The 20033-nt window shown below is 38.4% G+C and carries 17 protein-coding genes; 4 read left to right on the top strand and 13 right to left on the bottom strand.

Annotation, left to right across the window (positions count from 1 at the left end; genetic code table 11):
- Positions 1-6: 6 nt before the first annotated feature.
- A complete protein-coding gene (locus B7C41_RS18935) occupies positions 7-870 on the bottom strand; it encodes an SPFH domain-containing protein (protein ID WP_085300540.1) in 864 nt (287 codons plus the stop codon).
- Positions 871-1414: 544 nt separating this feature from the next.
- On the opposite strand from B7C41_RS18935, the gene B7C41_RS18930 reads away from it, so the two are divergent.
- Positions 1415-4264: a M16 family metallopeptidase gene (locus B7C41_RS18930; RefSeq protein ID WP_235839788.1), complete on the top strand. Its 2850-nt coding sequence runs from the start codon at positions 1415-1417 to the stop codon at positions 4262-4264.
- Between the two features lie 213 nt (positions 4265-4477).
- Here B7C41_RS18930 and B7C41_RS18925 read toward each other — a convergent pair whose 3' ends face one another.
- The 3 genes from B7C41_RS18925 to B7C41_RS18915 all read right to left on the bottom strand — a co-directional run bounded on the left by B7C41_RS18925 (position 4478) and on the right by B7C41_RS18915 (position 7329).
- Entirely contained in the window at positions 4478-4855 is a 378-nt protein-coding gene (locus B7C41_RS18925; protein WP_085300538.1) for a response regulator, read from the bottom strand.
- A 195-nt stretch (positions 4856-5050) separates the two neighbouring features.
- Positions 5051-6574 (bottom strand): S10 family peptidase, encoded by a 1524-nt coding sequence (locus B7C41_RS18920; RefSeq protein WP_085300537.1) that lies wholly within the window; start codon positions 6572-6574, stop codon positions 5051-5053.
- Between the two features lie 176 nt (positions 6575-6750).
- Complete coding sequence (locus tag B7C41_RS18915) at positions 6751-7329, bottom strand: HutD/Ves family protein (RefSeq protein ID WP_085300536.1); 579 nt, start codon at positions 7327-7329, stop codon at positions 6751-6753.
- Between the two features lie 267 nt (positions 7330-7596).
- Here B7C41_RS18915 and B7C41_RS18910 point away from each other — a divergent pair, with 267 nt between their 5' ends.
- Positions 7597-8130 carry an outer membrane beta-barrel protein gene (locus tag B7C41_RS18910; RefSeq protein WP_158089164.1) on the top strand — a complete coding sequence of 178 codons (534 nt, stop codon included), beginning with the start codon at positions 7597-7599 and terminating at the stop codon, positions 8128-8130.
- 137 nt (positions 8131-8267) lie between these two features.
- Here the strand turns inward: B7C41_RS18910 and B7C41_RS18905 are convergent, their stop codons facing one another.
- The 3 genes from B7C41_RS18905 to B7C41_RS18895 all read right to left on the bottom strand — a co-directional run bounded on the left by B7C41_RS18905 (position 8268) and on the right by B7C41_RS18895 (position 12578).
- Entirely contained in the window at positions 8268-9938 is a 1671-nt protein-coding gene (locus tag B7C41_RS18905; protein WP_085300534.1) for a M1 family metallopeptidase, read from the bottom strand.
- A gap of 563 nt (positions 9939-10501) precedes the next feature.
- A complete protein-coding gene (locus tag B7C41_RS18900; protein ID WP_085300533.1) occupies positions 10502-11122 on the bottom strand; it encodes a c-type cytochrome in 621 nt (206 codons plus the stop codon).
- A gap of 229 nt (positions 11123-11351) precedes the next feature.
- Entirely contained in the window at positions 11352-12578 is a 1227-nt protein-coding gene (locus B7C41_RS18895) for a c-type cytochrome (protein WP_085300532.1), read from the bottom strand.
- 197 nt (positions 12579-12775) lie between these two features.
- Between B7C41_RS18895 and yihA the strand changes: the two genes are divergently transcribed.
- Entirely contained in the window at positions 12776-13423 is a 648-nt protein-coding gene (gene yihA, locus B7C41_RS18890; protein WP_085300531.1) for a ribosome biogenesis GTP-binding protein YihA/YsxC, read from the top strand.
- 37 nt (positions 13424-13460) lie between these two features.
- Here the strand turns inward: yihA and msrA are convergent, their stop codons facing one another.
- From msrA to B7C41_RS18875, 3 genes are all read right to left on the bottom strand, one after another.
- Positions 13461-13955, bottom strand: a complete 495-nt coding sequence (gene msrA / locus B7C41_RS18885; RefSeq protein WP_085300530.1) for a peptide-methionine (S)-S-oxide reductase MsrA — start codon at positions 13953-13955, stop codon at positions 13461-13463.
- A gap of 4 nt (positions 13956-13959) precedes the next feature.
- Positions 13960-14403, bottom strand: coding sequence for a peptide-methionine (R)-S-oxide reductase MsrB (msrB, locus tag B7C41_RS18880; protein ID WP_085300529.1), 444 nt, complete (start codon positions 14401-14403; stop codon positions 13960-13962).
- Positions 14404-15137: 734 nt separating this feature from the next.
- Positions 15138-15374: an RNA recognition motif domain-containing protein gene (locus tag B7C41_RS18875; RefSeq protein WP_085300528.1), complete on the bottom strand. Its 237-nt coding sequence runs from the start codon at positions 15372-15374 to the stop codon at positions 15138-15140.
- A gap of 206 nt (positions 15375-15580) precedes the next feature.
- On the opposite strand from B7C41_RS18875, the gene B7C41_RS18870 reads away from it, so the two are divergent.
- Complete coding sequence (locus B7C41_RS18870; protein ID WP_085300527.1) at positions 15581-16198, top strand: MarC family protein; 618 nt, start codon at positions 15581-15583, stop codon at positions 16196-16198.
- 40 nt (positions 16199-16238) lie between these two features.
- Here B7C41_RS18870 and B7C41_RS18865 read toward each other — a convergent pair whose 3' ends face one another.
- The 3 genes from B7C41_RS18865 to B7C41_RS18855 form a co-directional block, all read right to left on the bottom strand.
- Positions 16239-17330 carry a hypothetical protein gene (locus B7C41_RS18865; RefSeq protein WP_085300526.1) on the bottom strand — a complete coding sequence of 364 codons (1092 nt, stop codon included), beginning with the start codon at positions 17328-17330 and terminating at the stop codon, positions 16239-16241.
- A 139-nt stretch (positions 17331-17469) separates the two neighbouring features.
- A complete protein-coding gene (locus B7C41_RS18860; protein WP_085300525.1) occupies positions 17470-18168 on the bottom strand; it encodes an exonuclease domain-containing protein in 699 nt (232 codons plus the stop codon).
- A 15-nt stretch (positions 18169-18183) separates the two neighbouring features.
- Positions 18184-20025 carry a putative nucleotidyltransferase substrate binding domain-containing protein gene (locus tag B7C41_RS18855; protein ID WP_085300524.1) on the bottom strand — a complete coding sequence of 614 codons (1842 nt, stop codon included), beginning with the start codon at positions 20023-20025 and terminating at the stop codon, positions 18184-18186.
- Positions 20026-20033 lie beyond the last annotated feature (8 nt).

Genomic DNA, 20033 nt, shown 5'->3' with positions numbered 1-20033 from the left:
TATATTTTAATACAAACTACCAGCATTAACGATAGGTTGTGCAGCTTCATCAGAGCAAAGTACGACAAGTAAGTTGCTCACCATTGCGGCTTTTCGTTCAGCATCAAGCTCCACTATATTCCGTTCGTCTAAACTATGTAGCGCCATTTCTACCATGCCGACAGCACCTTCAACAATTTTTGTGCGAGCAGCGATAATAGCCATTGCTTGTTGCCTACGTAGCATAGCATTGGCTATTTCAGGTGCGTAAGCCAGATGGCTAATTCTTGCTTCAATCACTCTAACACCGGCCTTGCCTAGACGGTCTTGTACTTCGCCTTTTAATGCATCAGAAATTTCAATAGGGTTACTACGTAAAGAAATACCTTCTTCTTCATGATGATCATAGGCATAGCTAGTGGCTAGGTTTCGCAATGCGGACTCACTTTGAATGGATACATAGTCTTCGTAATCATCAACTTGAAAAATAGCTTCAGCAGTATCAACGACCTCCCAAACAATTACGGCGGCAATTTCAATTGGATTACCGCTTTTGTCATTCACTTTCAATTTACTACTTTCGAAGTTTCTGACTCTAAGAGATACGCGCATTTTGGTATTAAATGGATTAGCCCAGCGCAAACCTGATGAATGCACCGTGCCCGAATATTTGCCAAAAAGTTGTAAAACACGACCTTCTTTTGGATTAACCATAAAAAAACCAAACCATCCAATAAAAATCACAATGTTAGCTATTAAACCCAGTATTGTTAGGGCTGGGTTATTGGGTAAAGAATAGATCGTTAGGCTTAAAGCGCTAAGTTGTACTAGAAATAGGACAACAATAAAGCCAATGCCGTTTGGTGCTTTTACTTCTTTTTCTGTAAACATATCGTTTTCCAGTAATTTGTTTTTAGTGATATCATTTTGATATCACTTTGGTGTTTTTGCAAGTTTATTTTTCAATGAGGTCATTAAGTCAATAAATTTGAATATTTAACTCTTTATTAATCAATAGGTAATATAAGTGAATTTCATTTAGGTGATTTTGATCAATAACTGGGTTTTTTCAACTGATATTATCATCGTAGGTTTAAACAACGGAGAATGATTATGGGATGTTGTGGTGGATGTGGTGGCGAAGGTCACGAACCAGTAGCAGAGCAAAAAGAAACTGAAGAAGCAGTAGAAACAACTGAAGAAGATTGATTTTTCAGCGTATCGATAAAAGAAGCAGCATTGGCTGCTTTTTTATTGCCCAAAATTTATGTTATTGGAAAGCCATCGTCATAAATTCCGGTAAAATGTCATGAAATTTTACATAAAAATGTAAAGCTCTAGCTCAATTGCAGAACTAAGCTATTGTGCTTGTAATCAATATAGATATTATTATGACAACTTAAAGTAGTAGTACGATTAAATTGAGGAAAGTGTTTTGAAAAAATGGACGTTACCGCTGTTACTAACTTGCTTAGTAGCCTGTGAAAATACTGAAATTGGAAAAATAAATACGCCTAAGGCGCCTGTTGCTGGTATGACTTTTGTGGAGGAAGTGGCATCAGAAGCAGGAAAAACGGTGATTCCATATCAAAAATATGTGTTGGACAACGGCTTAACGCTAATTTTACATCAAGACAATTCAGACCCTTTAGTGCATGTTGATATGACTTATCACGTTGGCTCTGGTCGTGAAGAAATCGGTAAATCAGGCTTTGCACATTTCTTTGAACATATGATGTTTCAGGGCTCTGAACATGTTGGTGATGATCAGCATTTTAAAATGGTTACTGAGTCGGGCGGTACTATGAATGGCACGACGAATAGTGATCGTACAAACTATTTTCAAACCGTACCTGCTAGCCAATTAGAAAAAATGCTTTGGCTTGAAGCTGACCGTATGGGATTTTTGGTAGATGCAGTTACACGAGAAAAATTCGAAGTACAGCGTGAAACAGTAAAAAATGAACGTGGTCAAAGTTATGATAATCGTCCATACGGCCTATTACGAGAGCGTGTTTCACAAGCGATGTACCCTGTTGGACATCCGTACTCTTGGCAAACAATTGGCTATATTGATGACCTAAATCGCGTTAATGTTAATGATTTGAAAGCATTTTTCTTACGTTGGTATGGCCCTAACAATGCCACTTTGACTATTGGTGGTGATATCAATGTTGAAAAAACCTTGGTAATGGTAAATAAGTACTTCGGTAGTATTCCACGTGGCCCAGAAGTCAAACTGCCTGAAAAACCAAGCTTTACTATTGCTGCCGATCGCTATATTTCACTAGAAGACAATGTTCATTTGCCGTTAATTTATATGTCTTACCCAACGGTCAGTGTTCGAGATGAAGATGAAGCACCGCTTGATTTGCTTTCAAGTATTCTAGGGGGGGGGAAAACATCGCTGCTTTATAAAAATTTAGTGAAAAATCAATTAGCAGTGCAAGCCTCTGTCAGTCACCCTTGTGCTGAATTGGCCTGTACTTTTAACCTGTTAGCGCTGCCCAATCCAGCTTCTGGCAAAACCTTGGCCGATATGGAAAAAGTTATTCGTGATACTTTGATTGAGTTTGAAGCGCGCGGCGTTGAAGACGATGATTTAATTAAAGCGAAGGCCGAAATGGAAGCGGGTTTTATTTTTGGTTTACAAAGTGTTGCTGGCAAAGTGAGTCAACTCGCCGCCAATGAAACTTTCAAAGGTAATCCAAATTATATTGAGCAAGATATCACGCGTTATGCCAATGTCACGAAAGCCGATGTTATGCGAGTTTTTCAAAAGTATATCAAAAATAAGCATGGCGTTATTATGAGCATTGTGCCGAAAGGCAAGCCAGAGCTTGTGGCAGCGAAAGACAATTTTAGTCCACAAGAGCGTATAATTCCTGAGCAAAAAATCACATCAGATGCTGATTTACAAGTCCGTAAAGCGAATGATAATTTTGACCGTAGCATAGTGCCAATAGCGGGGAAAAATAAAGCCGTTGAAATACCTAAAATGTGGCAGGAAAGCTTTGCGAACGGTATGGAAATTCTTGCTACCCAAAGCTTGGAAACACCAACAACATCTCTGCTAATAAAAATTCCTGCTGGCCATTACTATGAAAGTAAAGAAAAAGCCGGTACAGCATCACTACTAGCGGCTTTGTTGAATGAGTCTACCCGTAAGCGTAGTGCTGAGGATATGAGTAAGGCGCTACAAAAATTAGGTGCTTCTGTTGGAGTTTATGCCGGTAATCGTTATTTAACAGTTAACGTAAATACCTTAACTAAACACTTGGATGCAACATTAGCGTTGGTTTATGAAAAACTTACTGCTCCGGCATTTTTGGCAAGTGAATTTGATCGTAATAAAAACAATGCCATTCAAGGTGCTATTAATAGTAAAAAAGATGCAGGTTATTTAGCCTCTACCGCTTATCGCCAATTGCTTCATGCAGATAATATTGCCGCTACATCAGGTCAAGGTTCGGAGTTGTCACTAGCTAATATTGAGTTGGCTGATATTAAAGCGCTTTATCAGCAGCAAGTGGTCGCGAACGACAGCGAAATCATCTTGGTGTCAGATCTAGACAAAACCCAAGTAATAAAATCGTTAGCTATCTTCAAGTCGCTCAGTGGTGAAGGGAAAAAGCTTGAGCTCACGTTGCCTGCCTCAACAGCTAAAATGGGTGTTATTTATTTAGTGAATAAAGACAATGCTGCGCAATCAGCTATTCGTATTGGTAAGCGAGCGCTCACTCAAGATATTATTGGTGAATACTATAGAACTTACTTGATGAACTTCCCTTTAGGAGGTGCTTTTAATAGCCGTATTAACTTAAATTTACGTGAAGACAAGGGTTACACTTATGGTGCACGCTCTTATTTCTATGGTGATAAATTTTCTGGTGCATTTACCGCCAGTGCCGAAGTTAGAGCGGATGTGACTGATAAGTCAATTGTTGAATTTGTTCAAGAAATTCAAAATTATGCTGATAAAGGCATTAGTGATGAAGAGCTAGCATTTATGCGTAATGCGATTAATCAAAAAGATGCCTTAAAGTATGAAACGCCAGGAAGTAAACTCGGCTTTCTAGCGCAAATTTTAGAGCATGACTTAACAGCTAATTTTGTTGAAAAGCGTAATAATATAGTCGCAAATATAAGCAAAGAAGAGATTAACGCCTTAGCGAAAAAACACTTAGATCTAAGTCAAATGCTAATGGTAGTCGTTGGTGATGCAAAAACGTTAAGACCGCAGTTAGAAGCATTAGGCTATCAAGTGATAAACTATGAAATCTAAATAACTTGAACGATAAAGGCCGCTAATTAGCGGCCTTTTTTATGTACAGGATGTACGGTCAGTTTTTATGTTCCCGACAAAAACTAAGTACCTATATCCATGTAGACAGTAGCGCAGGTGAATGGAAGCCCTTTACCGTCTATGGCACCACAACATTAATATATCGCTATACATGAATGTATATTTTAGTGGGTTTTGAATAAACAAAAAATTTTATGCGAAACGTTTAACTACACTGATTAATTCATCCGCACAAAACGGCTTAGTTAAATACGCACTAGCCCCTAAATCAGATGCTTGCAACTGATCTGCTTCATCGTGAGAGCCGGAAAGAAATACAATGGGAATATCGGTGCGACTTGCGACGGACTTAATGCGTTTACAGCATTCAAAGCCATTCATTTCAGGCATTTGAATATCTAAAATAATGAGGGATGGTTTAAAGGATGTGAGTAAACTTAATGCTTGTGGACCTGATTTAGCGGCAAAAATTTTGCAGCCCAATGGCTGAATAATATTCGAAACAACACGAATATTGGTTGCACTATCGTCTATGATAAGTATATCGGTGTCTAAGTCATTAACTTCCATGAATTCATCATCTTAATTCCTTTAATAATAATAATATAGGTACAATTTGTATTTAGCAACACCGATTAGTTGATAAAGTCGAAGATAAAAAATTAATCACCTTCAATGTGTCAGTTAAAGGTGGCTTTAAGAAGTATGTGAATAAGGTTACTGCAATTTTTTAGTACGATAACCTTATATAAGTAAGAAGTTTGACTATTTTTTGCTTGGGTATTTTGCTGGCGTTTTTTTATCAGGTAACGTTGCTTGCATAAACTGACGAATGTCTTGATTTGCTGCTTCTAAATCTTGATAACGTAAATACATCATATGGCCACTTCTATAACCCTTAAAGGATAATCTATCTTGCATTTTACCGCTTGGATCGAGCTGCCATAAGGTATATTTAGCGTCGAAGTAATTGGTTGCCCCATCATAATAACCAGATTGAATCATGACATTTAAGTATGGATTTTGTGCCATTGCTAGACGTAAGTTTTCACCAGTTTTATTCTTGCTTCTGTCCCAAGGATGAACATTGCCAAACATGTTATATTTAATGTCAGTCTTATAATTTAGCTCTTCACGTAAATAGTAATTAATTGCGGGTGTGAAGCTATGTAGCCATGAGGTTAATTCTGCATTGTAATCTGGGCGACTGCCCGTTGCTTTTTCATCGATACCTAAATAACGAGAGTCTAATCGCCCAACTGTTTGCTCGCGATTCCGTAATAGTTCTTTCCAAAAGTATGAAGCTTCAATATCTAAATTGTTACGTAAAACTTCTTGAACTGATAGGCCAGAATATTTTGCAACTTGCTCAGCAATTGCTTGTTTGTCTGGTGCAGAAATAAATCCACCTTTGGCTAAAGCGGGTAAATATTTTTCAACAGTAAACTGCTCAACTTCGGGCAATATATCGAGTAAATCTTGATTTTGTAGATTCTTAGCTAGCGCTTTATGGTACCAGGCGGTTGCTGTGAAATAGGGTAAGCGATTCGCTGCTTTTACTGGTCCATCACGTTTAATTCCAATATCAGTTGGCGACACTAATATGACTCCGTTTAAATACATCCACTGACGCGATTGTAGTTCTAAAGCTAAGCCCGAAACACGTGTAGTGCCGTAACTCTCGCCAATAAGGTATTTCGGTGATTGCCAACGATTGTTGCGAGTGACAAAGGTGTTTATCCATTCGGCTAAATATTTTACGTCGGCATTAACACCAAAAAACATTTTCTTTTGTTCTGCTTTTGTTGGCATTTTGCCATCTTTTTTCGGCAAAATACGCGAATAGCCAGTATTAACAGGGTTCACAAAAACAATATCAGCAGTGTCTAAAATAGAAAAATCATTAGCTTTCACGCCATATGGCTGCAATGGGAAACCTTCACTGTCAACATTAAGTACTTTAGGGCCAGTGTAAGCAACATGCATCCAAACTGATGCAGAACCAGGGCCACCATTGAATGAAATAAGTAGTGGTCGTGCTGCTCTATTTTTTACTTTTGAGCGTTGATAATAGGTATAAAAAAGTGTGGCGGTTGCGTTGCCTTCTTCGTCCCAAACAGGCTGAGTGCCTGTTGTTGCACTGTACTCGAATGATTTCCCATTAATCTTAGTTTTATGACTACTGGTACTACTTTCATCAATAGCAACCTTGCGTTCAAATTCGGCATTGGCAAGTGGAGACAAAATTAATAACAGGCTAAATACGGGTATCAAACGGCTAATTTTCATAGCATTATCCTTAATAAAAGATTTTAAACTGTACGTCAGCCTACGTTAACGTGAATAAAAAATCATAATTAAAAGTTAGAAGGGCTATTTATAGCGATTAATAACCCTACTTTTATGCTGTGGTGATAGTCTGAGGCGCTTTACGTGTATGAGAAGTATGCAATGAGTTGAAAGGATTACCTGCAACGATTCAGGTAAACGATAATAATACTTTCACCACTGACATGTGTAGATTGACTTTTTAGGTCACTGATTTTCATCAAATGCCCTGCAGGTAACGTTTTATTCTCTGCGATGTCAGAAAAGCTAAGTTCTGCAGCTTTGTATAAGCTATAAATAAAGCAAAGGTCGCTTTTCTCAAGTGTAATATTTTCAGCTTTTTTCTGACAATCTACGATGGTACGATAATCTGAAGTACGGGCAATAACATTAAAATCAGTTATTTCGTTAGTATGTAAGTTGCCTACTGTTTTGTCACCACCATCAAATGTCGCGTAATCGAGCAAGTTAGTTAACTTATCGATTTTGCTATCATTGTGCTGTAAGTTTATGCCATCACCTGCAACTAAAATTAGATTGCGGGTATAGCCAGAAAAATTAGAAAATATCCCATCCTCAACTACACTTGCCATGCTTAAACGCCAGCTAAAGTCATCTAACGTACCACCTGAGTTGATGGCCATTTCTATGGTTTCTCCCTTACCATTTTTCCATGCTACGGTTCTAAATTTTTCTGGCTCAATAACTTCTATCATTGGTAAGGACCTTAACTATTTCTGTTGATTTGATTCAATTCTATATCTCAAGATCATAGCCTGAATAGCAGTCGACTGTCAGCGCTTAGTTGGACTATTTATTTCTCATCATGTTGCTTGAATTTTATTAAGTGTAATGCAACTTAGTGACGAATTAATATTTTGTTACGCTTATTCCGCTGTAACCTCTCTCTGATTATTGATTAGCCAAATGTGGTTTGTTAGCATGCGAGCTTTCTTATGCTCGAGAATCAATCAAAGGATATTATGGTGTTTAAAAAGTTTCTATTTGCATTACCGCTATTAACTTTACCGTTAACTGTTTCTGCTAATTGGTCTACTGGTGCAGGTTACCTTAGCTTTTCCGACGAAGAAGATGGAACAGAACTTTCTCTTGCTGCAATGTATGGCTCCCTCGCTTATGAATTTTATCTAGAAGACAGCTCTCTTTCACTTGTACCTGAATTACGAATAGGCACGGGTATTTCTGATGATGATGTGAAAATTGATTTTGGCCCGCTCAATGGCACAATTAATGTGGAAATGAAGAGCTTTTACAGCTTTTCTGTTCGTGCTCAGTATAACTATGACAATGGTGTTTACTTATATGTGGTGCCTTCATATGCCAGCGTTGATCTAGAGTTTAGTGCTTTTGGTGAGTCAGCAAGTGATGACGACGGTGAAGTCGGTTTTGGTGGAGGTTTTGGTAAAAAAATCAATGACAACACTAGTGTTCAGTTGTCTTATGAAATTTATGATGAAATTGAAGTGTTCACAGTTGGTTTTAACTATCAATTTTAATTAACCCGCGTTTACTTAATTGCTATAACGAAAGGGAAGCATAAGCTTCCCTTTTTCAGTTCAGGACGAAGGGCATATCCTTATATGACAATGCATAAGCGTGTATATGTTCAAGCTTAACGCTCATTTTTTTGTTACTAATTACCTAGCAAATTAAGCGTATTTACATAAAAGTTTGCATCGACTTTAACTTGGCTATTTTTAACTTCCAAGCTCATTTTTTCCCATTGACTAGTAGGTGACAACCATTGAGTTTTACCTGCAATGGTTATCTTAATCGGCATATCAAAACCATCAATAGCATTACCCCAGCGATATTGCATTTCATTATTCTTAACAAAGTATTCTAACGTCGGAATACGAATATCTCGTAAGTATTGGTCGAATATTTTACTAAAATCTTTACTTGCTTGTTCGCTAATATAACTTTCAACTTGTGCAGAATCGGTAATGCTGTGGTAAAACTTTTCGTTTAAGCCACGCAAAATTTCACGCCAGGTCTCGTCGTTATCAATAATTTGGCGAATGGTATGTAACATGTTGCCGCCTTTATCGTACATGTCACTAGAGCCTTCCTGATGAACGCCATATTTACCGATAATAGGGCTTTTGTTTTGAATGTTTAAACGCTGACCACGAATGTATTCAAATGCTTTTTCTTGATCAAAGTGATACTCCAAAAATAAGCTCTCGGAATAGTTAGTAAAGCTTTCGTGGATCCATAAATCAGCAACGTCATTATGGGTTATGTTGTTAGCAAACCATTCATGACCTGACTCGTGCACAATAATAAAATCGAATAGCATACCAGGGCCAGCTTGGCTTCGGTCTTTGCCTAAATAACCATTTTGATAACCGTTACCATAAGTAACCGAGCTTTGGTGTTCCATGCCTAAATACGGTGCTTCAACAAGTTTAAAGCTGTCCTGATAAAATGGGTATGGGCCGAACCAATGCTCAAATGCTTCTATGGTACGTTTTGCGTCTTTGAATTGTGTTTTGGCTTTTTCTAGATTATCGCGTAGGACATAATAATCCATATCAAGTTGGCCTGATTCACCGGCATATTTCTCGCCAAAATGCACATAGTCACCAATATTGATATTGATACCATAATTGTTAATTGGGTTAACCACTTGCCAATGATAGGTTTTGGTTTTTGCTTGTTTATTATGATCAACCTTAATTAAACGGCCATTAGAAACATCCATTAAGTGCTCAGGTACTTCAACGCTAATCAAAGCGCCATTATTTGGCTCGTCGTAAGCGTGATCTTTATTTGGCCACCAAATACTGGCACCCAAGCCTTGGCAAGTTGAGGCAATAAAGTCTATGCCATTATCATCTTTTGCCCAAGTGATACCGCCGTCCCATGGCGCACGAATTGCTTCATGAGGAATACCGGAAAAATGCATGCTCAGTTGATATTCTTGACCAATTTCTTGCTCTGCTTCTAACTTAATAAAATAAGAATAGCCTAATTGTTCAACAGCAAGCATTTTGCCGTTTTGTTCAACTTTAGTGAGTTGCATCGGTGGCTGTAATTCAATTTGTAGACGTTTACTCTCAGACAACACTTTGTATTTCATGGTGTTGGTGCCAGCAATACTTTTACTTTGTGGGTCAACAGCAATATCAAGGTTGTAGTGAGTTAAATCCCACCATGCGCGCTCTGGCGTTATTGTGCCTCTAAATATATTTTGCTGATGATCATCTATAGCACGTTTAGGGAATAGCTCTGCGCTAGCACTATTGGTGCTAAGCAGGCTAGAGATGATAATTATTGAAGAAAGTAATGTCTGTTTCATTTGAGCAGTACTACCCTAATGGCATAATAAAATTTGCCTCTGATAGTAGCAATGATCAAATACTTAGCACAATGGTATATTGTATTTAATTTGTACTTGTTTAAATAAATATAATGAAATTGAAAGGAACTTGTACATGAATGTAAGCACTTAGTTTTTCAGGAACCAAAAGCTGACCGTGCTTCGACGTGCATGTTCTTACAGGATGTAAGTTATTAGAGTAATGCAGGAGCAATTACCGAGATGTACTAATACCTTGAAAGACAGGAAGTCTGGGAGAGGCCTGAACATCGTCACTCTTTCACATCGACATAAATGGATGTATTAATGCCATGGAGTCATAGATGACTATGAGTGGCCCTGTGATCGTGTTATTGCCTACATGGATGTAGGTACTTAGTTTTTGTCAGGAACCAAAAAACTGACCTTTTATCCTGAACATATACGCTCTTGTACATCCATGTACTCGCGTTATACCGTTCATCCTGAACATAAAAAAGCAGCGATAAACGCTGCTCATTCCGAATAACTTTGCTAAAACGCTAATCGATTAGCGCTAGTTATTATTTTAGTGAAGACATATATTGCGAAAGTGCGGCAATTTCTGCATCGGTTAAGTTTGCCGCAACACCTTGCATCATACCATTCATGTCGTTATTGCGAGAACCATTACGGAATTTTTCTAACTGACTTTTTAAGTAGTCGGCGTTTTGGCTAGCAAGAGCAGGGAAACCTGCGCTAGACATGCCGTTGCCGTTAATGCCGTGACATGCAACACAAGCAGTTACTTCCATTTCAGCGTTACCACCTAAGTAAAGTTTCTTACCATGTGCATTATCGCTACCGTCACCAGTAGTTGATTTTTGGCTTGCGTAAAAAGCGGCTACGTCAGCCATGTCTTGCTCGCTAAGTGTCATTGCCATGCCACCCATTACTGGGTCAACACGACCCGATGCACCGCCAGATGTCATACCTAATTTAAAATCAGCAAGTTGCTTAACCAAATAGCTAGCGCTTTGTCCTGCTAATTTTGGATACATTGGCACTAAACTATTGCCGTCAGTACCATGACAAGCAGCACACATAGCTGTTTTGCTTTTACCAGCTTCGGCATCGCCTTGGGCTGCATTGGCAGTAACTACTGCACTTAATCCTAATAAAACAGTAATGATAAGTTTTTTCATGGGTTAGTCTCTGCTTGTCGTTATACGATAAATTGTTTGCTATAAAAAATAGCTAGATACATTACTTTTGTATTCTACACGAATTTCATGATTGTGAAATATTGGTGTTAAAAAAGCCAGTTAAATGTTTAATAACACGTGCATAGATCAATAGTAGTTGTAGTAACAAAAAAGCAGCGATATTCGCTGCTTTTTCTAATGTTGACTAAATCGGTAATTTTTCACTAAATTACTTCATTGCTGCCATGTATTTCGCTAATTCGTCAATATCGCTTGCTGAAAGCTTAGAAGCAACACTTTGCATCATGGTGTTGTAATCATTATTACGCTCACCATTTTTGAATTTCATCAATTGTGCTTTTAAGTATGCTTCGTTTTGCCCTGCAATAGTTGGGAAACCTGCTTTATTCATGCCTTTACCATTCGCACCATGACAAGCAGCACAAGCAGTAATTTTGCGTTTAACATGACCACCAAAATAAAGTTTCTGACCAATATCAGAACCGGCTAAATCTGCAACGACAACTTTTTGCGCGGCAAAGTAGCTAGCGATTTCTAGCATGTCTTGCTCGCTTAATGCTGCAGCCATAGGCGCCATCACTGGGTCTTTACGTGTACCAGCTTTAAACTCTTGCAATTGCTTAACAATATAGCCAACGCTTTGACCCGCAAGTTTCGGATAAATAGCAACTGGGCTGTTACCGTCTGTACCATGACAAGCTGCACATACCGCCGCTTTAGTTTGACCTGCAATAACTTCTGCAGTTACTGCTGCTACTGGCATTACTTTGCGTGAAACCACGTTAGCAACGGCAGCGGGGTCAGCAAAATAGGCAGCCATATCAGCAATATCGTCTTCAGTCATGCCACCAGCAAATTGATTCATTGCGTAGTTAACACGGTCTTTGTTTTTGAAGTTATTCAACTGCTTAGCAATGTATTCAGGATGTTGGTTAGCTAAGTTAGGGTAAATTAATACATCGCTGTTACCTTCACTACCATGACAACCAATACAAGCACCAATGCTACGAGAAGCATCGCCTAATTCATATAAGCTTTTACCAGCTGCTGGGTTAGGTACGTAAGCAACAGGTGCGGCACTAGCGGTTGCACCTGTATCTGCGGCACCACTATCAGCAGTAGCAACACTGCGTGGTAAGCCTGCAAAATATGCCGCAACGTCAGCCATATCTTGTTCAGATAATGGCGCAGCCATTGAGCCCATTAAAGGATCTTTACGGTCACCCGCTTTGAACGCTTTTAATTGCTTAACAATATAGTCAGAATGTTGACCCGCTAAGTTAGGATAAGTATCAGTAGAGCCAATACCATTTGAACCATGACATGCAGCACAAGCGGCTGCCTTAACTTTACCTGCGTCAGCATCACCCGATGCAGCCACAGCAATATTAATGCTTAATAGTGTTAAAATTATCGAAGTTAAAATCTGTTTCATAACAAAACTCTCAACATGCTTTAGTATTTTTTATTGAATGTATTCAATAAGCCGAAAAAATTGGCGACATCATACACTATTCACACACTTTATAGGGGGTTTTAGCGAAAAAAATTGCCTAAAGTCTAATACAATTGCATCTTTAGTGAGAAAAAGCGATATAATACGTTTTTTATTATTATAGTTGGACCTTAACCTTGTCATCTACAGCCATTCATCTGACCAAAGCGACTTTTACCATTAGCGCACCCGATATTCGTCGTTTACCAGCAGATAGCGGCATTGAAGTGGCATTTGCCGGTCGTTCTAACGCTGGTAAGTCGAGCGCATTAAATACGCTTACTAACCAAAGAGGCCTTGCACGTACCAGTAAAACTCCTGGACGTACACAGCTTATTAATATTTTCGAAATTGCTGAAAACAAACGCTTAGTCGATTTACCCGGCTACGGTTTTGCTAAAGTGCCAATGGAAATGAAGAAAAAATGGCAGAAAGCTTTAGGCGAATACTTAGAAAAACGTGAATGTTTGAAAGGTTTAGTGGTACTGATGGATATCAGACATCCATTAAAAGACCTTGATATGGACCTTATCAAATGGGCTGCAGAAGGTGACTTACCAATTTTAGCCCTACTAACTAAAAGTGATAAACTTTCTCAAGGTAAAGTAAGCGCGCAAGTATTAGCTGTTAAAAAGCAACTAGCAGACTTAAATGCCAACATTAAAGTACAAGCATTCTCGTCATTAAAACGCACAGGCTCAGACCAAGCCAATGCAGTTATTTGTGACTGGTTTCATGATGAAAACATTGAACCATTAAACGAAGAAGTAATTATTGAAGAATAGTCGCTAAATTAACGACTACTCTTCGAACAATAGTTTATTATTCTGGTAATACCCAATCAGGTCTTGGGAAATGGCACGTGTAACCATAAGGCACGTGCTGTAAATAATCTTGATGCTCTGTCTCAGCTTGCCAAAACTCTCCCGTCGGAGCAATTTCTGTTACCACTTTACCTGGCCACAACCCTGAAGCATCTATATCAACAATAGTTTTTTCAGCGATAGTTCTTTGCTCGGCACTTGTATAGTAAATAGCGGAACGATATTTACTTCCCCTATCATTGCCTTGCTGATTTTTTGTAGTTGGATCATGTATTTGAAAAAAGAATGCTAAAATTTTTCGATACCCGATCATTGTATTTTCAAAGAGAATTTCTATGCCTTCTGCGTGATCGCCTTGATTATGGTAATTAGCATTTTCAACACTGCCACCGGTATAACCAACACGTGTTTCTATAACGCCAGGTAGCTTGCGAATCAAATCTTGCATGCCCCAGAAACAACCGCCTGCTAAAACTGCTCGTTCGATAGCCATAACTTTATCCTTCCACTTGTGATAAATAGGCTGCGTAACCTGCAGCAATCATATCATTGCGATCAATAAACTTTAGTGAAGCAGAATTAATACAATAGCGTAATCCGCCTTGTGCAACAGGGCCATCTGTAAATACATGGCCTAAGTGACTATCACCATGAACAGAGCGAACTTCAGTGCGCACCATGCCGTGAGTTTCATCGGTGATCTCATTAATGTTAATGGTTTCAATAGGCTTACTAAAGCTAGGCCAACCACAACCAGAATCAAATTTATCAGCTGAAGCGAATAAAGGTTCACCTGAAACAATATCAACATAAATGCCAATAGCAGTATTTTCTAATAATTCGCCAGTCCAAGGGCGTTCAGTGCCGCTTTCTTGTGTAACGCGATATTGTTCAGCCGTTAAGGCAGCAATAGCTTGGCTTGATTTTTTATATGATGACATAAATTACCCTTAGTGCTCATTGGACATTTAACAGACCGTACAGACAATGAAAGAAATATTAGCGTTAATCATTGTTGCCTAACAATAGACCGGAAAAGTAATGAATAATTCTCGAATATGAAAATGTCACTATATTTGAATACGGCTAGGGAATACATAGTAGCTAAAGTATATTTAAGGCATAAAAAAACCGATGGCAAAAGTGGCCATCGGCATAGTCAGCTTGGGGAAGCTAGAATACAAAATTAATACAACAAGGTGCTCTAACGAGAACAAATTTAGTATAGAGCAACAACTCTATAAAAGTAAAGCCTTTGCTCTAAAATAATTTATTGTATAAACAATACAACTATTTGGTTATATGTGAAATATCAGAAATAATGAGAATGTTGTGTGACTGCGCATAACGGTTGATATTAATCTCGTTTACGGTTGAGCGTTTTTAAAGAGATACAATCAAGGTGGCATTTTTGAAAATACGACTTTTCAATCATAATACTTGATACTCAATAGGTAATATTTAGAATCACATTGGGCAAAAGTGATCATTAGAAGCCAATCTCATTCAGTAATTAGTAGTCTAAAATATGATGTGCAGCCACAGTTGTTATGCCCTGAGAAAATTGTAAATAAGCACATCAATGTGAAAATAGATTTCACGACGCAATTTTATTAAACAAAGAACCAACGTCATAAAAACGCTGGCTTTTCTTTATACAATAATTTGAATAATATTACTGTGCTATTTTTACGCGAATTTTATTATTAGAAACTTTTGTTTCATGTAGTTTAGATAACGCTAATTTTGCTTCTTTTTCATCCGGCATTTCAACGAATGCAAAGCCCTTTGATTTTCCCGTCTCTTGATCTAAAACTAAAGTACATTCCTTAACAGTGCCGTGCTCCGAAAATAAAGTACGGAGTTCTTGTTCAGTTGTTGAGCGTGAAAGGTTACGAGCTAAAAGTTTCATGTTGGCGCCATTAATATGTGATTGCAGATTGTAATTGTCTCATAGATTTGCTGCAGACAAAGTAATTTTGTGCATTTAACTAAAATAACTTATGGTGACGCTAGTGCTATAACGTAGAAAATTAGCTGTATCGTAATAATTAAGTTGAGTTAACAACGGCTAGATTTTGCGCTCTTTATCAACCTAATATTAGGAATTGTTATTTTATGAATGACTTGTACACGCAAGCAATGACGGTATTTCTAGGTTTTTTTGCCATTATGAACCCTATTGCTAACACTGCTGTTTTTGCTGGTCTTGTCGGTGATAAAACTAGAGCAGAACAAGTTAAAATTGCTGCGAAAGCGTTGGTTATTACTTTTTGTGTGATCCTATGTTTTTCGGTGCTCGGTAAAGCTATTTTTCAATTATTTGGTATTACGTTGTCAGCTCTAAGAGTTACCGGTGGTATATTGGTTTTCTTAGTTGGTTACCATATGCTTAACGGTCAAGGTTCTAAATTGCACTCGTCAGAAAGTCATGATGATTCTGATGTTGCTGTTTCACCGTTAGCCGTACCTTTACTCGCAGGGCCTGGCACTATTGCAACGGCGATGAATTATTCTTCTTCAGGGGAAATGTCCGGTATACTAATCACCATTTTTGTTTTTGCCTTGCTATGTTTTATTACCTTTTTTTGTTTTATTTTTAGCGCTAATATTTTAAAAGTTATTGGTAAAGCAGGGCTTAGCATTGTGACTCGTTTAATGGGGCTTATTCTTGCGGTTATAGGCACACAAATGATTATTATTGGCGTAACCGCGGTAGCTAATGGCCTCGCTTAATTAGCCAAGATTTTTTAACAGTTTACTCTGTGTTTGTTATTTATAACAGTAATGCTTTGTCTTCTTTTAACTTGTCGGTAAGTCTCATAAGTTGAGGCAGCTTTTGGCTTAAAGCTGTTTGATTTTCAAAGCTATCGGTTAGTGAAGGGATACTGATGTTGCTCTTGTTTAAGTAACTATCAAGTTGCTTAGCTCTTTTTTTACTCTCTGCAGGATAATGTTCAAATTCACCTTTAGGCGCTAACGTTGCTTTTTCAATGCTGTGCCAGTTTTCATACCAACTAATGTGTATGTCTTTCTTACTTAAGTTTTCCGCTAAAGAAATATTGGCGATTAGGTTTTGAAACGGAGCATATTGGTTATTTGCTTGTTGAAAAGCTTTACTCATAGACTCTTGTGCAAATTTAGGCCGAACGAGAGATAGTAATTTTTTGCTTTCAGCGCTAAGCGCTTGATTTAAATTAGCCAATTCGTTAGCGCTGCGATAACGCGCTAAATTGGCAAAATAATTTCGGGTTTGCACAACCACCATTAATTGGCTTTCCATGGTATTTTGCCATAGTGAAATCTCAGGTATTTCAGTATTTTTCGCCTCACCTGCAATCAAACTAAGCGCCTTATCTAGCTCAATAACCGCTCTACTTAGCTGTTCTACGGTATTATTTACCTTGATTAAATCCCAATGCGTGATTGGTAATTGGCTATAGGCTTCAAATAATGTCGTTAGCTTTTTAGGACGATACTGAAATGATTTATCTATGGCTAACTGAGTTTTTAGTATCGGTAATAATTCTTTACCTGAACTAATGAGAATTTTTTTACTGTCGTTACTAGGAACACTTCGATAAGAATTATGACTAGCAAGGTAAGCCTCATAATCATTGCCTTGAGTTTGAGCGTGCTGTGCTTGCTCAAGTTGCTTTTTGGCCTTTGCCACTTTAGTAAATTCGGCCTGATATTCTTCAGGTGACAATTTCGTTAGCGTACTTAATGCGGTAGTTAACTGATGAATGTTGTTATTTGCCTTGGCTATTTCGTATAACCGCAGGGCTTCTTGATGTTCTGCCGACGAACACGATGTTAGTAGTAATAGTGAAATGACCAGTAAAAAGCTTTTATAACGAGTTAACATGGCCAATATACCTTTACTTTAATTGCTTGATATAACATTAAAAAATTTAATTTCAAGGTAACTTAAGTGTTTAAAGCGGCAAAAGCAAATGAATGTTCTTGATTTTTTCTCTGTATTTATAGTGTGTTAAAGGGTTAATTTATAAAATTAGTTGTCGTAATGTCATGTTTTCGCCACGTTCATTTACTTGTGCTAGTAGTAACTCAGCGGTTGCAATGGCGTCGTTAAGTGCATTGTGAGCATAGTGATCAGGAAAGCCGTAGTTGGCTCTTAATGCTGACAGCCTTAATTCGGAAGGATCATAAGCGACATCTCTTTTATCGAGCCTTTTTTTCGCCACAACTAGCGTATCGATCATCGGTAATGGTGGTGCCATGCCATAAAGCTCTAAGCAAGCTTGTCGTAAAAACTGCCGTTCGATACGAGAAAAATGCACTAACATCACTTTGCCAGCTAAGCGCTTAAGTAACTGTTCTATCACTTCAGCTAAAGGTTTTCCTTGGTCTTTTTGATCATCAGTGATTTGATGGATGGTGACGTTATCTGCTTTTAACCGACCTTTTGAATTAATAATTTCATGGTAACTACTGCCAAGCTTTATTTGATGATGAAAAAGATCGACGCAGCCAACGCTGAGCAATTTATCAGCGATAGCATCTAAACCCGTAGTTTCAAAATCTACCGCCAAAATAGGTATTTGCTCAAATGGTGTATTGAGTGCAGGAAAAGGCACAGCAAGGAAATCACGTAAAGGGCCGTGCGATGCCTTTTTTAACATGCGTTTGCGTTGTGCTTCATAGCCGAGTATCCAGCGAGTTAGGGGATGATGATTAAGCATAATTATGGTCTATTGCTACAAAGTTGACTGACGGCTGTCTTGCATGGTTTTTATCACTTTAAAGGCGTCTTTTAGGTGTTCACGTTCAAGCTTAGAGATTTCTTTCGGCGGTAAGTAGTTATTCGGTTGCTCTCCTTGCTGCAGTTTTTTTGCTTGATGTTCCATGCGCAGCATACTTAAAAATTCATAAGCGTCGATAAGGTTTGCCGCTGATGCCTTAGTTAAAGATGGTGTGCCTGCTGCTTGTTGCAAACGTTCAATGGTATTCACTGATGCTATACCTTCTGACAGTGCATAAATGCGTGCTAAATCGACTATCGGTGCAATGCCGTTGTGTTTTAAATCTAAAGTCGCCTTGTTTTCGCCGTCTTGAATTAAGACAAAGTCGCGAAAAAAACCTAAAGGAGGCCTTAAATTTAGTGCGTTACGCGATAAATGCGCAATAAATAGTGTGCTACGTTGTGTTGTTTGCAGCATTTTCATTCGTACTTCGTCAAGTAAGCGGCTATCACCATAAACTGTGCTTAAATCAAAAAAAACACTGCAATGTAATAGTGCTTTTGGATCAGGAGTATTGATCCACTTGGCAAAATACTTCGACCACTGTGATTGTGTTTGACACCATTTTTCATTAGTTGCCATAACTTCGCCTGGGCAGTAGATAAAGCCACAAGACGCTAGACCATCAGAAACAAAAGTGGCTAAATCTTTAAACCAGTAGCTATGCTGCGGCTGCATATTGTTTGAAATGATCAGCGCATTGTCTTGGTCGGAGTGAGCGAATTGTTCTTGTCTTGCTTGTGAGCCTGCTGCTAACCATGCATAGGGAACAGGCGCTGGTCCTAACAGTTTTTCTGCCATTTCAATTAGTCGGATGGTAAAAGCCATAGTGATAGCGCTAATACTTTTACCTACGTGATCGGCTGTAGTGCCTAACTTAGCCATGCGAATTTGCAATTTAGGTATCATTTTACTGATTTCGCATAATTCGCTAACCGATTTTGCTTTATGAATGACACTGGTAATATTAACGGCATTTTGACCTTCGTTATTCATTAGATCTGTTACTGTGACCATGCCCTTTAGCTGGTTATTGGCGGTAACAGGTAAGTGATGGATATGCTTTTGGGTCATCATCATTAAAGCGTCATAGGCGTTATTTTTAATGTCGATGGTGGTCATGTCGCTGGTCATGATTTTACTAACTGGTTGAGAAATATCGAGTCCTTGTGCAACGCAGCGACGACGAATATCCTTGTCAGTGACAATGCCTAGCGGGTTATTATTCTGCGCAATGACTAAGCAAGAGAATCCTCGTTCGGTCATCAAAATTGCTGCTTGTTGGATGCTAGTTTCAGGGGCAACAGTTACTACTGGGCTATGGTAAAAGTTAGCGATAGAGCTATTTAATAGTGAGGAATTTAGAATGGCATCTTCATTAACTTGCAGCATTTTTTTATTAAGTCGCTGCTCAGACGTTTGATGAAAGAAGGCAATAACATCAGGATGTTCGTTTACTAACTGCGCAAAAATTTTATAACAAATGCTATACAGCAAAGTATCTTCATCGGTTGAAACTTTTATATGCTCATCATTACCGAGACAGAAAACCGTACAAATATCGCCTTCACCGTATTTACCTAATAGCTCGTTGTCATTAGTGGCATAGCTTAAAGCACCTTTGCGTAAAATATAGATATTTTCATCGCTGATCCCCTGTGGTGGCAACAGCTGCCCTCTACGCACATAACAAATATTGATTTCTTTGACTATTTGTTCAATGAGTTTGCTTGGTAATAAATCCAATGGCGGTATCGCTTGTACAAATTCGCTAATTTCGGTGAGTGCTGAGTCCATTACAATAT

It is taken from the genome of Cognaticolwellia mytili, assembly GCF_002104475.1.
In the GTDB taxonomy this organism is placed as follows: Bacteria; Pseudomonadota; Gammaproteobacteria; order Enterobacterales; family Alteromonadaceae; genus Cognaticolwellia; species Cognaticolwellia mytili.
Note: the sequence above shows the minus strand (reverse complement) of the source record. Positions and strands in the feature narration are given on the sequence as shown.

What these genes read in the sequence shown, in the direction of transcription:
- B7C41_RS18935 (WP_085300540.1), bottom strand. Translation starts at nt 870, where the DNA reads ATGTTTACAGAAAAAGAAGTAAAAGCACCAAACGGCATTGGCTTTATT.
- B7C41_RS18925 (WP_085300538.1), bottom strand. Translation starts at nt 4,855, where the DNA reads ATGGAAGTTAATGACTTAGACACCGATATACTTATCATAGACGATAGT.
- B7C41_RS18920 (WP_085300537.1), bottom strand. Translation starts at nt 6,574, where the DNA reads ATGAAAATTAGCCGTTTGATACCCGTATTTAGCCTGTTATTAATTTTG.
- B7C41_RS18915 (WP_085300536.1), bottom strand. Translation starts at nt 7,329, where the DNA reads ATGATAGAAGTTATTGAGCCAGAAAAATTTAGAACCGTAGCATGGAAA.
- B7C41_RS18910 (WP_158089164.1), top strand. Translation starts at nt 7,597, where the DNA reads ATGGTGTTTAAAAAGTTTCTATTTGCATTACCGCTATTAACTTTACCG.
- B7C41_RS18905 (WP_085300534.1), bottom strand. Translation starts at nt 9,938, where the DNA reads ATGAAACAGACATTACTTTCTTCAATAATTATCATCTCTAGCCTGCTT.
- B7C41_RS18900 (WP_085300533.1), bottom strand. Translation starts at nt 11,122, where the DNA reads ATGAAAAAACTTATCATTACTGTTTTATTAGGATTAAGTGCAGTAGTT.
- B7C41_RS18895 (WP_085300532.1), bottom strand. Translation starts at nt 12,578, where the DNA reads ATGAAACAGATTTTAACTTCGATAATTTTAACACTATTAAGCATTAAT.
- msrA (WP_085300530.1), bottom strand. Translation starts at nt 13,955, where the DNA reads ATGGCTATCGAACGAGCAGTTTTAGCAGGCGGTTGTTTCTGGGGCATG.
- msrB (WP_085300529.1), bottom strand. Translation starts at nt 14,403, where the DNA reads ATGTCATCATATAAAAAATCAAGCCAAGCTATTGCTGCCTTAACGGCT.
- B7C41_RS18875 (WP_085300528.1), bottom strand. Translation starts at nt 15,374, where the DNA reads ATGAAACTTTTAGCTCGTAACCTTTCACGCTCAACAACTGAACAAGAA.
- B7C41_RS18870 (WP_085300527.1), top strand. Translation starts at nt 15,581, where the DNA reads ATGAATGACTTGTACACGCAAGCAATGACGGTATTTCTAGGTTTTTTT.
- B7C41_RS18865 (WP_085300526.1), bottom strand. Translation starts at nt 17,330, where the DNA reads ATGTTAACTCGTTATAAAAGCTTTTTACTGGTCATTTCACTATTACTA.
- B7C41_RS18860 (WP_085300525.1), bottom strand. Translation starts at nt 18,168, where the DNA reads ATGCTTAATCATCATCCCCTAACTCGCTGGATACTCGGCTATGAAGCA.
- B7C41_RS18855 (WP_085300524.1), bottom strand. Translation starts at nt 20,025, where the DNA reads ATGGACTCAGCACTCACCGAAATTAGCGAATTTGTACAAGCGATACCG.